The organism is Arenibaculum sp. (assembly GCF_035998295.1).
Taxonomy (GTDB): domain Bacteria; phylum Pseudomonadota; class Alphaproteobacteria; order Azospirillales; family Azospirillaceae; genus DASYHS01.
Genome location: NZ_DASYHS010000193.1, coordinates 23,948 through 36,977 on the forward strand (window position 1 = coordinate 23,948; position 13,030 = coordinate 36,977).

Below are 13,030 nucleotides of genomic sequence, written 5' to 3' on the forward strand. Positions count from 1 at the left end.
CCTTGGTCGCATTACCAAATTACCACTTTACAGTCATGACCTTGTTGTTCGTTGCGCGTTGAAGTCGTAGCTGTGAAGCGATGCTGCGGTGCACCCGCGGCGGACGGATATGAGTAGCGAAGGGAATTGGGGTCATGGCGAATTCAGGCTCGAATGACGGGAAGATCCACGCGGCGCGGTGGGAGGGTATCCGGCGCGACTACTCCCAGGACGAGGTGAAGCGCCTGTCGGGCTCGATCAGGATCGAGCACACGCTGGCCGAGCTCGGCGCGCGGCGCCTGTGGGAGCTGCTGCACGCCGAGCCCTACGTCAACACCCTGGGCGCCCTGACCGGCAACCAGGCGATGCAGGCGGTCAAGGCGGGCCTGAAGGCGATCTATCTCTCGGGCTGGCAGGTCGCGGCCGACGCCAACCTGGCCGGCAGCATGTATCCCGACCAGAGCCTCTATCCCGCCAACTCGGTCCCGGCGGTCGTCGAGCGGATCAACAACGCCCTCAAGCGCGCCGACGAGATCCACCACGCCGAGGGCAAGGACGACACGTACTGGTTCGCCCCGATCGTGGCCGACGCCGAGGCCGGCTTCGGCGGCCCGCTGAACGCGTTCGAGCTGATGAAGGCGATGATCCGGGCGGGTGCGGCCGGCGTCCATTTCGAGGACCAGCTCGCTTCTGAGAAGAAGTGCGGCCATCTCGGCGGCAAGGTGCTGGTCCCGACCCAGCAGTTCATCCGGACGCTCAACGCCGCGCGCCTCGGCGCCGACGTCTCCGGCACCTCGACCCTGCTGCTGGCCCGCACCGACGCCGAGAGCGCCCAGCTCATCACCAGCGACATCGACGAGCGCGACCACCGCTTCATCGACTTCGACCAGGGCCGCACAGGCGAGGGCTTCTACCGGCTGAAGAAGGGCATGGGGGTCGAGCACTGCATCGCCCGCGGCCTCTCCTACGCGCCCTATGCCGACCTGCTGTGGTGGGAGACCTCGAAGCCGAACCTGGAGGAGGCGCGCCGCTTCGCCGAGGCGATCCACCGCGAGCACCCCGGCAAGCTGCTGGCCTACAACTGCTCGCCCTCCTTCAACTGGCGCGCCAACCTCGACGAGGCGTCGATCGCGCGCTTCCAGAAGGAGCTCGGCGCCATGGGCTACAAGTTCCAGTTCGTGACGCTGGCGGGCTTCCACTCCCTCAACTACAGCGCCTTCATGCTGGCGAAGGGCTACCGCGAGCGCGGCATGGCCGCCTATTCGGAACTCCAGCAGGCGGAGTTCGCGGCCGAGGCCGACGGCTACACCGCGACCCGTCACCAGCGCGAGGTCGGCACCGGCTATTTCGACGCGGTCAGCGTCGCCGTGTCGGGGGGCGCCGCCTCGACCACCGCGATGAAGGACAGCACGGAATCGGACCAGTTCCACTGATCGACCGGCGGGCCGGTCGCATGATGCAGGAGGACATCATGGAAAAGTGCAATCGCTACTGGGTCGTCGGCGGAGAGTACCGGGACACCCGCTTCGAGGAGCTGTGCGACGGCACCAGCGAACTCTTCGGCCCCTACGCCAGCTACGAGACGGCGCGGGCCCGCTGGCAGGCCGCCGCCGAGGCGACGCGCTGCAACGCCCACATGCGCTACACGATCGCGCGCGAAGGCTGACGCACGCGATCCGTCCGACGGGACGGCGGCCGCCTCTCCGCGGGGCGGCCGCCGTCATCGTCCGCAAGCATCGTCCAGGTGCAAGGGCCGTTCAGGTATAGGGCCTGCCGTCGATCGCGCGCAGGAACCCCTTGATGGAGCGGTACAGGAACCAGATGCCGGCCGCGATCAGGACGAGCCAGCCGACCACGACGAGCGTGAGGACGCCCCCCACCAGTCCGAGCACCAGCCCGATCCAGAATATCTTGATCTGGTTGGCGAAATGGCTCTCGTAGACCGTTCCCGCGGCATCCCCCTTCTTGATGTGCGCGATGATCACGCCGATGATGGACGTGAACCCGCTCACGAGCGACAGGAAGTACAAGCCGTACACGACCAGCGAAACCGTCCTCAGGTTCCTTTGCGTTTGCGACATCGCGCCTGAAGAAACATCCTGCACCGGCACTTCTCCCTATCCTTCTCGAAATCCGTCACGGACGGTGGCGCCGCCACCATGGGCTCGGGAAACTTGATTTTTCGATAATCCCCGCATGTCCCGCCGCATTACCCGCCGGCGGCCCGGCCTCTCGGCAGAGTTGCGCTCCTTGCGGGTCCGGCATGCATCCAGTCATGTGCCCCGACCGGTCAAATCGCCGCAAGTCCAGGCGGACGCGGCAACATGCCTCCGTCCCCGCCCGGCGGCCGCCGGGCAATGCGCCCGCGGCCGGATCGACACCGTCGCTGCACTGCGAAAAGGTGCGGATTTAGGCATTGACTTGCAGGCGGAAAGCCGCCACTTAACCTTACGCATCAGATAGCCCATGGCGCTTCGAGCGCTCCGGCCGCGGCGTGTTCGATCCCCGGACTGCCGCGCTTGGTTTCTGCACCTTCGGCTCTGCCGCGTCCCCGCCCCGGGGCGTGGCGTCGTGTGCCTCGTGCACGCGCGCCGGTGCTGGCGCCATGCAGTCCGACGGGTGGCCGGCAACGCCGGCACGAGGAGTTTCAACAGGGAAGGAGAACAGACCAGATGGATCATCAGCCGCTCGCCGGAAAGACCATCGCCATTCTCGTCGCCAACGGCTTCGAGGAAACGGAAATGACTGAACCGCAGCGCGCCCTGCTCAAGGCCGGTGCCACGCTGCGTCTGATCTCGCCCGAGCAGGGACTGGTCAACGGCTGGCACGGCAAGGCCTGGGGCCACTACTTCCCGGTCGACAAGCAGGTCGGCGAAGTGCTCGCGGCGGACTACGACATGCTGCTGCTGCCCGGCGGCGAGCGCAGCGTCGCCAAGCTCGCGCAGAGCCCGCACACCAAGCGCATCGTCGGCAGCTTCGTGGACGGCGGCAAGCCGATCGCGGCGATCGACGACGGGGTGGAGCTGCTGGCCCTCGTCGATCGCATCAAGGGCCGGGCGCTGACCGGCGCCGAGGGCTCCCGCAACGCGCTCGAGGCGGCCGGCGCCACCTGGAGCGAGGAGCAGGTCGTCGTCGACAAGGCCCTCGTCACCGCCAACGGCCCCGACGCCCTGCCGGCCTTCGTCGAGCAGGCCGTGAAGGTCTTCGCCGAGGCGGCGCAGGTCAAGAAGGCCGCCTGAGGCGGCCCGGGTCAAGAAGGCCGCCTGAGGCCTTTCTTCCGAAAAAGGCGTCGTCCCTGCCGGGACGGCGCCTTTTTCTTTTTTATCTACCCCTCGCGGAGATGGCAGGCCACGAGGTGCCCGGGGCGCACCTCCTCCAGGGCCGGCGCCTGGGCGGCGCAGCGGTCGTGGGCGAGCGGGCAGCGCGTGCGCAGGCCGCAGCCCGACGGCGGGGCGAGCACGGAGGCCGGCTCGCCCGCCAGCACGAGGCGCCGCTTGGCCCGCTCGCGGTCCGGGTCGGGGATCGGCACCGCCGAGATCAGCGCGCGGGTGTAGGGGTGGCGCGGATCGCGGAAGATCGCGTCGCGGTCCGCGATTTCGGCGACGCGCCCGAGATGGAGCACCATGATCCGGTGGCTGACCTGGCGCACCACCGACAGGTCGTGGCCGATGAAGATCATCGACAGCCCGCGCTCGCGCTGGAGGCGCTTCAGGAGGTTGACGATCTGCGCCCGGATCGACACGTCGAGCGCCGAGACCGGCTCGTCGCAGACCAGCAGGCTCGGCCCGGCGATCACCGCCCGCGCGATCGCGACCCGCTGGGCCTGCCCGCCCGACACCTCGTGCGGGTAGCGGTTGACCATCTCCGGCGCGAGGCCGACCTCGGCCATGGCCTCCTCGACCCGCCGCCGCCGCCCGGCCGCGGACAGCCCGGGCTGGAAGGTCTCCAGCGGTTCGGCCAGGATGGCGCCCACCGTCATCCGGGGATCGAGCGAGGTCACCGGGTCCTGGAAGACCATCTGCATCTCGCGGCGCCGGGACCGCAGCTCGCGCGGGCCGAGCGAGCGCAGGTCGCGGCCGCGCCACGCCACCGTCCCCGCCGCCGGCTCGATCAGGCGCAGCACGGCGCGCCCGAGCGTCGATTTCCCGCAACCGGACTCGCCGACGACGCCCAGCGTCTCTCCCGCCTCCAGGTCGAAGTCGACGCCGTCCACCGCCCTCAGCACGGCCGGCCGGCGCAGCGGGCCGCGCGGCACCCGGAACAGGACGCGCAGGCCCCGCACGCTCAGCAGGGTAGGCGCAGAAGGAGGCGCGGTCACGGCCCCCCTCCCGCCGCCGTATCCCGGTGGCAGGCGCTGGCCCGCGCCGCCGGGTCGCGCCCGTCGAGCCCGCGCAGCCCCGGCTCCTCGCGCCGGCAGCGGTCGCCCGCCTCCGCGCACCGCCCCAGGAAGGCGCAGCCCCGCGCCGGATCGCCGGACGCCGGCGGCTGGCCGGGGATCGCCGGCAGCTCGTCGGGCACGTCGGCGTCGAGCCGGGGCACGCAGCCGAGGAGTGCCCGCGTATAGGGATGGCGCGGGTCGTGGAAGAGGTCGCGCACGGGCCCGCGCTCGACGATGCGGCCGGCATAGGTCACCACGACCCGGTCGGCGAGGCCCGCGACCACGCCGAGGTCGTGGGTGATCAGGACGATGGCGGTGCCGAACTCCCACCTCGCCTCGGCCAGCAGGTCCAGGATGTCGGCCTGGACCGTGACGTCGAGCGCCGTCGTCGGCTCGTCGGCGATCAGCAGTTCCGGCCGGCACAGCAGCGCGGTCGCGATCATGACGCGCTGGCGCATGCCGCCGGACAGCTCGTGCGGATAGGCGTCGAGGCGCCGCGCCGCGTCCGGGATGCGCACGAGGTCCAGCATCTCGGCCGCGCGCCGGCGGGCGTCCCGGGCCGACAGGCCCCGGTGCAGCCGCAGCACCTCGGTCATCTGGGTCGAGACGCGCAGATACGGGTTCAGCGACGTCATCGGGTTCTGGAAGACCATGGCGACGCGCGCGCCGCGGATGCGGTTGAGGCGGCGTGCCGGCAGGCCAAGGATCTCCTCCCCGCCGAGCCGCACGCTCCCGCTCGCGCGGCCGTTCGCGGCCAGCAGGCCCATCGCCGCCAGGAAGAGCTGGGTCTTGCCCGACCCCGACTCGCCGACCACGCCGACCACCTCGCCCGCGGCGACGGTAAGGTCGACGTCGCGCACCGCCCGCACCTCGCCGTCCTCGGTCGCGAACGCGACGTTCAGCCCCGACACCTCCAGCAGGGGGCCGGCACGGCAGGGAGCGGTCCCCCGGTCCATTGTGGGGTCCGTCACGGGTCCCTCGGGTCCAGGGCGTCGCGCAGGCCGTCGCCGAGGAAGTTGAGGCAGAACAGCGTCGCCGCGAGGAAGCCGGCCGGGAAGACCAGCATCCAGGGCGCCCTCTCCATGTTCGCGACCCCGTCGCCGATCAGCACGCCCCAGCTCGTCGCCGGTTCGCGCACCCCGAGGCCGAGGAAGCTCAGCAGGCTCTCGAGCAGGATCACCTTGGGGACGGTCAGCGTCGCGTAGACCACGACCGGGCCGAGCGCGTTCGGCACGACGTGGCGCCGGATGATCGCGGCGCTCCCCAGGCCGCCGGCCCGCGCCGCCTCTATGTAGGGCAGGCGCTTGATGCTCAGCGTCTGGCCGCGGACGATCCGCGCCATGTCCAGCCATGCCACGGCCCCGATCGCGACGAAGATCAGCAGGATGTTCCTGCCGAAGAAGACCATCAGCAGGATCACGAAGAACATGAACGGCAGCGCGTACAGCACGTCGACGATCCGCATCATCACGGCGTCGACCCGCCCGCCGGCATAGCCCGCGACCGAACCCCAGGCGACGCCGATGACCAGGCTGACCAGCGTCGCGGCCAGGCCGACCGCCAGCGACACCCGGCCGCCGTGCAGGGTGCGCGCCAGGATGTCCCTGCCGTTCGCGTCCGTGCCGAACGGGTGGCCGGCGGCGATGTCGGGCGGGCTCTGGATCGCGTCCCAGAACACCTCGCCCGGCGGCACCGGATGAAGGAGCGGGCCGAGGAGGCACGCGGCCGCGATCGCCGCCAGCACGGCGCCGGCGGTGAGCGCCGCCCGGTTGCGCCGCAGCCGGCGCCAGGCATCCGCCCCCGGCGAGCGTCCCGCGACCGCGGACCGGACCTCCATTCTCCGCCCCCTCAGTCGTACCGGACGCGCGGGTCGAGCGCGCCGTAGAGCAGGTCCACCACGAGGTTGAACAGGATGATCAGCGCGCCGTAGAAGACCACGACGCCCATCACCAGCGTGTAGTCGCGGTTGAGCGCGCCCTGCACGAAATGCCGGCCGATCCCCGGCAGGCCGAAGATCTGCTCGATCACGACCGAGCCCGTCAGGATGCCCGCCGTCGCCGGGCCGAGATACGAGACGACCGGCAGCAGCGCACCGCGGAGCGCATGGCGGAACAGGACCGCGCGTTCCGGCAGCCCCTTGGCGCGCGCGGTGCGGATGAAGTCCGACCGCAGGATCTCGATCAGGCCGGCGCGGGTCAGGCGGGCGACGTAGGCGACCTGCGGCAGCGCCAGCGCCACCACCGGCAGCACGAGATGCCGCCACTGCCCGTCGCCCCAGCCGGCGACCGGAAGCCAGGCCAGGTAGACGCCGAACACCAGGCTGAGGAACGGCGCCACCACGAAGGTCGGCACCGCGACCCCGGCGATGGCGCCGGTCATCAGGGCGCGGTCGAGGACGGTGTTCCGGCGCAGCGCCGCGATCGAGCCGAGCGTGGCGCCGGCCAGGGCCGCGCCCACGATCGCGATCCCGCCGATCCTCAGCGAGACCGGCAGTCCGTTCCGGATCAGCTCGCCGACCGAGAAGTCCTTGTACTTGAACGACGGCCCCAGGTCGCCGGTCAGGACCCCGCCGAGATAGGCGGCGTACTGGGCCAGGAGCGGCCGGTCCAGCTCGTAGGCGCGCAGAAGGTTGGCCTCGATCTCGGCCGGCACCATCCGCTCGCCGTCGAACGGGCCGCCCGGCGCCAGCCGCATCATGAAGAAGGCGAGCGTGACGATGACGAACAGCGTCGGCACCGCGCCGAACAGCCGGCGCACGGCATAGGTCAGCACCGGGCGGCGGCCCTCATTCCCCGATCGAGACGTAGCGGGTCAGGTGGTAGTTCATGATGTTGCCGATCCAGCCCTTGACGTGGGGCGCCGCCATGTGGGGACGGGTGTAGTGGTGGATCGGGATGATCGCATGCGCCTCCAGCAGGCGCCGCTCCGCCTCCTGCATCAGCAGCGCCCGCTTGTCGAGGTCGTCCTCGACCCCCGCCCGCTTCAAGAGCGCATCGTACTCCGCGTCCTCGAAGTCCGCCGGATTCTGCACGCCGATGTCGCTGCGGAACAGGTCGAGGAAGCTGTTCGCGTCGTTGTAGTCGCCGATCCAGCCGAACCGGGCGAGGTCCTTGTAGGCGTTCTTGTCGCGGGTATCGAGGAACACCTTCCACTCCTCCGTCCGCAGGTCGACGTCCACGCCGAGCTTCTGCTTCCACATCGTCGCGATCGCGATGGCGATCTTCCTGTGGCGCTCGCCGGCGTTGGACAGGTACTCGACCTGCAGCGGATTGTCGGGTCCGTAGCCGGCCTCGGCCATCAGCTCGCGCGCGAGCTGGTCGCGCTCGTCCTGCGTCATGCCGGCATAGTCCAGCGACTGGGACTCGTAATGGTTCGTGCCCTGCGGGATCCAGCCATAGGCCGGCAGCTCGCCGCCCTGGGTGATCTTCTCGACCAGCAGGTCGCGGTCGATGGCCAGCGACAGCGCCTTGCGCAGTTCCGGGTTCGACTTCCAAGGCTCGTTGTTCAGGTTGAACGCGTAGACGTAGGTGCCGAAATAGGGCGCGTTGCGGAACGCGTCCGGCATGTTCTCCTCGGCCCAGGCGATCTGTTGGGGCGGCATCTCGTAGGTCGTGTCGAGCTCGCCGGCGCGGAAGCGCTTGAACTCCGCGTCGATGTCCTCGGTCGCGTGGAAGAACACCGTATCGACGGCGACGTCGGCGGCCCCGTGGTAATGGGGGTTCTTCACCAGCTTGACGTGGCTCTGCGGCACGTGCTCGGCCAGCATGTAGGCGCCGTTGGAGACGAGGTTGCCCGGCTTCACGTGGTCGGCGCCGAACTTCTCGTGCGCCGCCTTGGAGATCGGATAGGTGGAGGGGTGCATCTGCGCCGCGAGGAAATAGGGCGTCGGCGCGCGCAGCGTCACCTCCAGGGTCCTGGCGTCGACCGCCCGGACGCCGAGCGTCTCCGGCGGCTTCTCGCCCTTCGTGATCGCCTCGGCGTTGGCGACCGGCCACAGGAAGCGGGCATAGTCGGCGGCCGTCGCCGGATCGACCAGGCGCCGCCAGGAATGGACGAAGTCCTCGGCGGTGACCGGCGTGCCGTCCGACCACTTCGCGTCGTCGCGGAGCGTGAAGGTATAGACGAGATCGTCCCCGCTGACCGTCCAGCTCTCGGCGACGCCGGGCTGCGGCGTCGCGTCGGGACCGGGGGTCAGGAGCCCCTCGTACAGGTCCATCTGGATGTAGGCGTCCGGCATGCCCGTGGACTTGTGGATGTCCAGGGTCTCGGCGTCCGGCCCGTTGCCGCGGCGGAGCACCGTCTCGGCCCGGGCCTGGTCGGCGGCCAGCGCACCCGTGCCGAGGACCAGGGCCATGACGGCACCGGCCATGAGCTTGCGAATGTCCCGCATTCGTTTCACTTCCCTGTCTCGATGTCGGTCGTCGCCTGCGCCGCGCCCCTTGACGGTTTCCCTGCCGGGAACGGCTCGTCCGGTGCGTTCTGAATACGATCGACGGTATCCAGACACACGTATGTCGGCAATGAAATTGTCAATCGCGAGGCAGGATTCGACCCGCGACCGCTTCTGCGGAGCGGAAGCGCCGTCCGGGGGTTATGGAAGGGGAACGGGGGCGGAGGTCGCCGCCGGGGGAGGTCCATGTCCACGACGCTGAGCGAACCGATACCGGAACCCGCCGATGCGCGCAACGGCGGGGAAGATCCCCTGCTGGCGCCGGGGCGCACCTGCTGGCGCGTCGAGCCGGCGCGCCGGATGGCCTGCCTCGTGGACGCCGACGACTACTTCCGGGCCGTGCACGCGGCCCTGGCCAAGGCCCGCCACCAGATCCTGCTGATCGGCTGGGACTTCGACACGCGGATGGCGTTCGGCCCCGAGACCGCCGCCCGGGCCGGCACGGCCGACCGCCTCGGCCCCTATCTCGACCGGCTCGTGGCAGCCCGGCCGGGCCTGCGGGCCCATGTCCTGAAATGGGACTTCTCGATGATCTTCGCGCTGGAGCGCGAGATGATCCCGGTCTTCGTGATCGACTGGATGAGCAATCCCCGCGTCTCCTTCCGCGTCGACGGACGGCACCCGCGCGGTGCCAGCCACCACCAGAAGCTCGTCGTCGTCGACGACCGGGTGGCGTTCTGCGGCGGCCTCGACCTGACGGCGCGGCGCTGGGACACGCGCCGGCACCTGGACGACGACCCCGGCCGCGTCGATCCCGGCGGCGCCCCCTACGCCCCGTTCCACGACGCCGCGATGGCGGTCGACGGGGCGGCCGCCGCCGCCATCGGCACGCTCGCGCGCGAACGCTGGCGGCGCGCCACCGGCGAGACACTGGCACCACCGCCGCCCGTCGGGCCGGAAGAGCCGGACGCCTGGCCGGACGTCGTCCCCTCGCTGCGCGAGGTCGGGATCGGCATCGCGCGGACCGATCCCGAGCACGAGGGCCGCCCCGAGGTCCGGGAGGTGGAGGCGCTGTACCTGGAGGCCATCCGCCGGGCGCGGCGCAGCATCTACCTGGAGACCCAGTACTTCACCTGCGAACGCGTCGCCGACGCGATCGCGGCCCGGCTCGCCGAGCCGGACGGACCGGAGGTGGTGGTGATCGGCCCGCATCGCTGCTCGGGCTGGCTGGAGGAGGAGGTGATGGGCCCCAAGCGGCAGAAGATCCTGCGCCGCCTGCGGGCGCGGGATCGGCACGGCCGGTTCCGGCTGCTGGTGCCGGTGACCGCGCGCGGCACGCCGAAGAACGTGCACGCGAAGATCGCCGTGATCGACGACCGCCTGCTGCGCATCGGCTCGGCGAACCTGAACAACCGCTCCATGGGCCTCGACACCGAATGCGACCTCGCGGTCGAGGCCGTCCCGGGGACCGCCCGCGAGGCCGCGACGCGCCGCGTCGTCGCCGGCTTGCGCGACGACCTGCTGGCCGAGCATCTCGGGCGGACGGCCGCGGAGGTCGGCCGCAGCCTGGAGGAGACGGGCTCGCTGGTCGCGACGATCGAGGCGCTGGGCGAGGCGCTGGGCGGCGGCGCGGACGCGGCGGGCCGGCCCCGCCTCCTGCCGCTCGAAATCCTGGAGCCGGCCGGCGACTGCGGCGGCGGGCCAGGGGAGGAGAACGAGATCGAAGGGTTGCTCGTCGACAGCCCGCTGATCGATCCCGAGCGGCCGGTGCGCGCGGAGGACCTGACGCGGATGCTGCTGCCGGACCATGACGAGGCTCGCCCGCACCGCCGCTTCCTCCTCGCGGCCGGCGCCCTCGTGCTGCTGGCCGGCGCCCTGCTGGCGCTGTGGCGCTTCACCCCGCTGTCGGCGTTCGCCGACGTCGACGCGATCCTCGGCTGGGCCGAGGGACTGGCGGCGATGGGGCCCGCGGGCATGCTCCTGACCATCGGCCTGTTCGTCGCCGGAAGCTGCGCGATGTTCCCGGTCACGGTGATGATCGCGGTGACCGCGATCGCGCTCGGCCCGCTGGCGGGGTTCGCGACGGCGCTCGCCGGGAGCGTGCTCGCCGCGGCGATCCTGTTCGCGCTCGGGCGGTTCGGCGGCCGGGACCTCGTGCGCCGCTTCGGCGGCAGGACGGTCAACCGCATCAGCCGAAGGCTCGGCCAGGGCGGCATCCTGACCGTGGCGGTGCTCCGGGTGATGCCGGTGGCGCCGTTCACGGTCGTGAATCTGGTAGCCGGGGCCTCCCATCTGCGCTTCACTCACTTCGTCGTCGGAACGCTCGTCGGGATGACGCCGGGAGTGCTCGCGTTCAGCCTGTTCGGCGGCCAGCTCGAGCGGGCGTTGCGCGATCCCGCGCCCGCGACGGTGGCGGTCGCCGTCCTGCTCGGCGCCGCGGCCATCGGCCTGGGCTGGATCGCCAACAGGCTCTTCGGGCCGAGGGGAACGGCACAACGCAAGGACGGGGAAGCAGCGTGACGGATCTGGCCGGCAAGCGGGAAGCGGAGACCCCCGCGGACGAGGATGGCATCGACGAGCGCGACGAGCGCCCGGGGCAGGCCCCGGAAGGCTCGGCGAACTTCCGCATCGCGACCTACAACGTCCACAGCTGCGTCGGCATCGACGCGAAGTTCTCGCCCGCGCGCATCGCCGACGTGATCCGGCAGCTCGACTGCGCGGTCGTCGGCCTGCAGGAGGTCGGCTGGCACCACCGCGGCGAGATCGGCCTCGACCAGTTCGAATACCTGTCGCGGGCGACGGGCCTGGCAGCCCATGCCGGGCCGACGAAGCACCATGAGCGCGCGCATTACGGCAACGCGCTGCTCACCAACCTGCCGATCCGCGATCTGCGGCACATCGACCTGTCGGTCGGCAGCCGCGAGCCGCGCGGCGCGATCGACGCCGACATCGAGATCGCCGGACGGCTCGTCCGCGTCATCGTCGCCCATCTCGGCCTCGACCCTTGGGAGCGCAACACCCAGATCGGGCGCATCCTCCACGCGGTCGAGGACGGCGGCAGGATCCCGACCGTCTTCCTGGGCGACCTCAACGAATGGCGCGGCCGGTCGCCCCGCATCCGCAGGCTTCACCACACCTTCCCGGACTGCGCGGCGCCGCGCAGCTTCCACGTCCGCATGCCGGCGCTGCGCCTGGACCGCATCTTCGTGACCGACGAGCTGCTGCTCTCCAGCTTCGACGTCGTGCGCACGCCCCTGACGCGGCGCGCCTCCGACCACCTGCCGGTACGGGCGACGATCGCCCTGCGGCAATGACCCGGCGCGCCGGCGCGGGCTTCGCGCTGCGCCTGGGGTTCTCCGGGCTGCTGCTCGCCCTGGTGCTGGCGCGCACCGACCTCGGCGCGGCCGCGCTGCGCATCGCCTCGGCGGACCTGGCGCTGCTCGCCGCCGCCTTCGCCGCCACCGCGCTCCAGATCCTGGCCATCTCCTGGCGCTGGAGCGCGATCATGGACGGCATCGGCGCCCCGCTCGGCCTGGGCCGCGCGCTCGCCGTCAACCTCGGCAGCCTGTTCGTGGGCCAGGCGCTGCCGACCTCGGTCGGCAGCGACGCCTGGCGGGTCTGGCGGGTCCGGCTGCTGGGCCATCCCGTCTCGGCCGGCGTTCACGGCGTGCTGGTCGACCGGGCGGCGGCGCTGGGCGGCCTCGTCGTCGTCGTCGGGGCGACGCTGCCCGCACTCTACCCGCGCGTCGCGGACCCGGACTGGCGGACGGCCCTGACCGCGGGGCTTGCGGTCGCGGCGGCGCTGCTCGTCCTTGCCGTCTCGGCCGACCGGATCGCGCGGGTGCTGCCGCCCTGGCGCTGGCTGGAGGCGGCCGGCCGCTTCACCGAGGCGCTGCGCGGGCTGGCGCGGCGGCCCCGCCATGCCCTGCCGCTCGTCGCCGTGTCCGTGCTCGTCCATCTGGGCGCGGGCGCCACGGCTTGGCTGATCGCGCGTTCGCTCGACCTGCCGGCCTCGCTCGCGGACTGCATCGTGCTGATGCCGCCGGTCCTGCTGCTGGCCGGGCTGCCGATCTCGCTCGCGGGCTGGGGCGTGCGCGAGGGCGCGATGGTCGCGCTGTTCGGCGCCGCCGGCCTCCCCGCCGACGGGGTCCTGCCCCTCTCGCTCATCTTCGGGCTGCTGCTCCTGGCCGCCAGCCTGCCCGGCGCCGCCGTCGTCCTGCTGGGCACCGACCTGCGCCGGGTCCCGGAAGATCCCCGCTGACTTTCAAACGGTCGGCGTTTGA

Annotated in this window: 12 protein-coding genes; 6 read left to right on the forward strand and 6 right to left on the reverse strand. The window is 71.4% G+C overall.

Annotation, left to right across the window (positions count from 1 at the left end):
- Positions 1 to 134: 134 nt before the first annotated feature.
- On the forward strand, positions 135 to 1,412 hold the full coding sequence (gene aceA / locus VGO20_RS19080; protein ID WP_327503969.1) for an isocitrate lyase: 1,278 nt from the start codon (positions 135 to 137) through the stop codon (positions 1,410 to 1,412).
- 38 nt (positions 1,413 to 1,450) lie between these two features.
- The gene (locus tag VGO20_RS19085; RefSeq protein WP_327503970.1) at positions 1,451 to 1,645 is read left to right on the forward strand and encodes a DUF4170 domain-containing protein; all 195 of its coding nucleotides are present in this window, start codon (positions 1,451 to 1,453) and stop codon (positions 1,643 to 1,645) included.
- Between the two features lie 91 nt (positions 1,646 to 1,736).
- Here the strand turns inward: VGO20_RS19085 and VGO20_RS19090 are convergent, their stop codons facing one another.
- Complete coding sequence (locus VGO20_RS19090; RefSeq protein WP_327503971.1) at positions 1,737 to 2,060, reverse strand: DUF4870 family protein; 324 nt, start codon at positions 2,058 to 2,060, stop codon at positions 1,737 to 1,739.
- 591 nt (positions 2,061 to 2,651) lie between these two features.
- Between VGO20_RS19090 and VGO20_RS19095 the strand changes: the two genes are divergently transcribed.
- On the forward strand, positions 2,652 to 3,218 hold the full coding sequence (locus VGO20_RS19095) for a DJ-1/PfpI family protein (RefSeq protein ID WP_327503972.1): 567 nt from the start codon (positions 2,652 to 2,654) through the stop codon (positions 3,216 to 3,218).
- Positions 3,219 to 3,304: 86 nt separating this feature from the next.
- Here the strand turns inward: VGO20_RS19095 and VGO20_RS19100 are convergent, their stop codons facing one another.
- From VGO20_RS19100 to VGO20_RS19120, 5 genes are read right to left on the reverse strand one after another with little or no spacing between them, the layout of a single operon-like run.
- On the reverse strand, positions 3,305 to 4,297 hold the full coding sequence (locus VGO20_RS19100; RefSeq protein WP_327503973.1) for an ABC transporter ATP-binding protein: 993 nt from the start codon (positions 4,295 to 4,297) through the stop codon (positions 3,305 to 3,307).
- Positions 4,294 to 5,328 carry an ABC transporter ATP-binding protein gene (locus VGO20_RS19105; RefSeq protein ID WP_327503974.1) on the reverse strand — a complete coding sequence of 345 codons (1,035 nt, stop codon included), beginning with the start codon at positions 5,326 to 5,328 and terminating at the stop codon, positions 4,294 to 4,296. Before VGO20_RS19105 ends, VGO20_RS19100 begins: the two co-directional genes overlap by 4 nt.
- The gene (locus VGO20_RS19110) at positions 5,325 to 6,194 is read right to left on the reverse strand and encodes an ABC transporter permease subunit (RefSeq protein ID WP_327503975.1); all 870 of its coding nucleotides are present in this window, start codon (positions 6,192 to 6,194) and stop codon (positions 5,325 to 5,327) included. The genes VGO20_RS19105 and VGO20_RS19110 overlap by 4 nt, the downstream gene beginning before the upstream one ends.
- 11 nt (positions 6,195 to 6,205) lie before the next feature.
- A complete protein-coding gene (oppB, locus tag VGO20_RS19115; protein WP_327503976.1) occupies positions 6,206 to 7,129 on the reverse strand; it encodes an oligopeptide ABC transporter permease OppB in 924 nt (307 codons plus the stop codon).
- Between the two features lie 13 nt (positions 7,130 to 7,142).
- Positions 7,143 to 8,747, reverse strand: coding sequence for a peptide ABC transporter substrate-binding protein (locus tag VGO20_RS19120; protein ID WP_327503977.1), 1,605 nt, complete (start codon positions 8,745 to 8,747; stop codon positions 7,143 to 7,145).
- 246 nt (positions 8,748 to 8,993) lie between these two features.
- Here VGO20_RS19120 and VGO20_RS19125 point away from each other — a divergent pair, with 246 nt between their 5' ends.
- From VGO20_RS19125 to VGO20_RS19135, 3 genes are read left to right on the forward strand one after another with little or no spacing between them, the layout of a single operon-like run.
- Complete coding sequence (locus VGO20_RS19125) at positions 8,994 to 11,267, forward strand: VTT domain-containing protein (RefSeq protein ID WP_327503978.1); 2,274 nt, start codon at positions 8,994 to 8,996, stop codon at positions 11,265 to 11,267.
- Positions 11,264 to 12,061, forward strand: coding sequence for an endonuclease/exonuclease/phosphatase family protein (locus tag VGO20_RS19130; protein WP_327503979.1), 798 nt, complete (start codon positions 11,264 to 11,266; stop codon positions 12,059 to 12,061). The genes VGO20_RS19125 and VGO20_RS19130 overlap by 4 nt, the downstream gene beginning before the upstream one ends.
- Positions 12,058 to 13,008: a lysylphosphatidylglycerol synthase transmembrane domain-containing protein gene (locus tag VGO20_RS19135; protein ID WP_327503980.1), complete on the forward strand. Its 951-nt coding sequence runs from the start codon at positions 12,058 to 12,060 to the stop codon at positions 13,006 to 13,008. Before VGO20_RS19130 ends, VGO20_RS19135 begins: the two co-directional genes overlap by 4 nt.
- Positions 13,009 to 13,030: the final 22 nt, after the last annotated feature.

Bases quoted from the DNA above. Each gene is read 5' to 3' on its own strand.
- VGO20_RS19110 (WP_327503975.1), bottom strand. From the start codon at position 6,194: ATGGAGGTCCGGTCCGCGGTCGCGGGACGCTCGCCGGGGGCGGATGCC.
- VGO20_RS19085 (WP_327503970.1), top strand. From the start codon at position 1,451: ATGGAAAAGTGCAATCGCTACTGGGTCGTCGGCGGAGAGTACCGGGAC.
- aceA (WP_327503969.1), top strand. From the start codon at position 135: ATGGCGAATTCAGGCTCGAATGACGGGAAGATCCACGCGGCGCGGTGG.
- VGO20_RS19125 (WP_327503978.1), top strand. From the start codon at position 8,994: ATGTCCACGACGCTGAGCGAACCGATACCGGAACCCGCCGATGCGCGC.
- VGO20_RS19090 (WP_327503971.1), bottom strand. From the start codon at position 2,060: ATGTCGCAAACGCAAAGGAACCTGAGGACGGTTTCGCTGGTCGTGTAC.
- VGO20_RS19135 (WP_327503980.1), top strand. From the start codon at position 12,058: ATGACCCGGCGCGCCGGCGCGGGCTTCGCGCTGCGCCTGGGGTTCTCC.
- VGO20_RS19095 (WP_327503972.1), top strand. From the start codon at position 2,652: ATGGATCATCAGCCGCTCGCCGGAAAGACCATCGCCATTCTCGTCGCC.
- VGO20_RS19120 (WP_327503977.1), bottom strand. From the start codon at position 8,747: ATGCGGGACATTCGCAAGCTCATGGCCGGTGCCGTCATGGCCCTGGTC.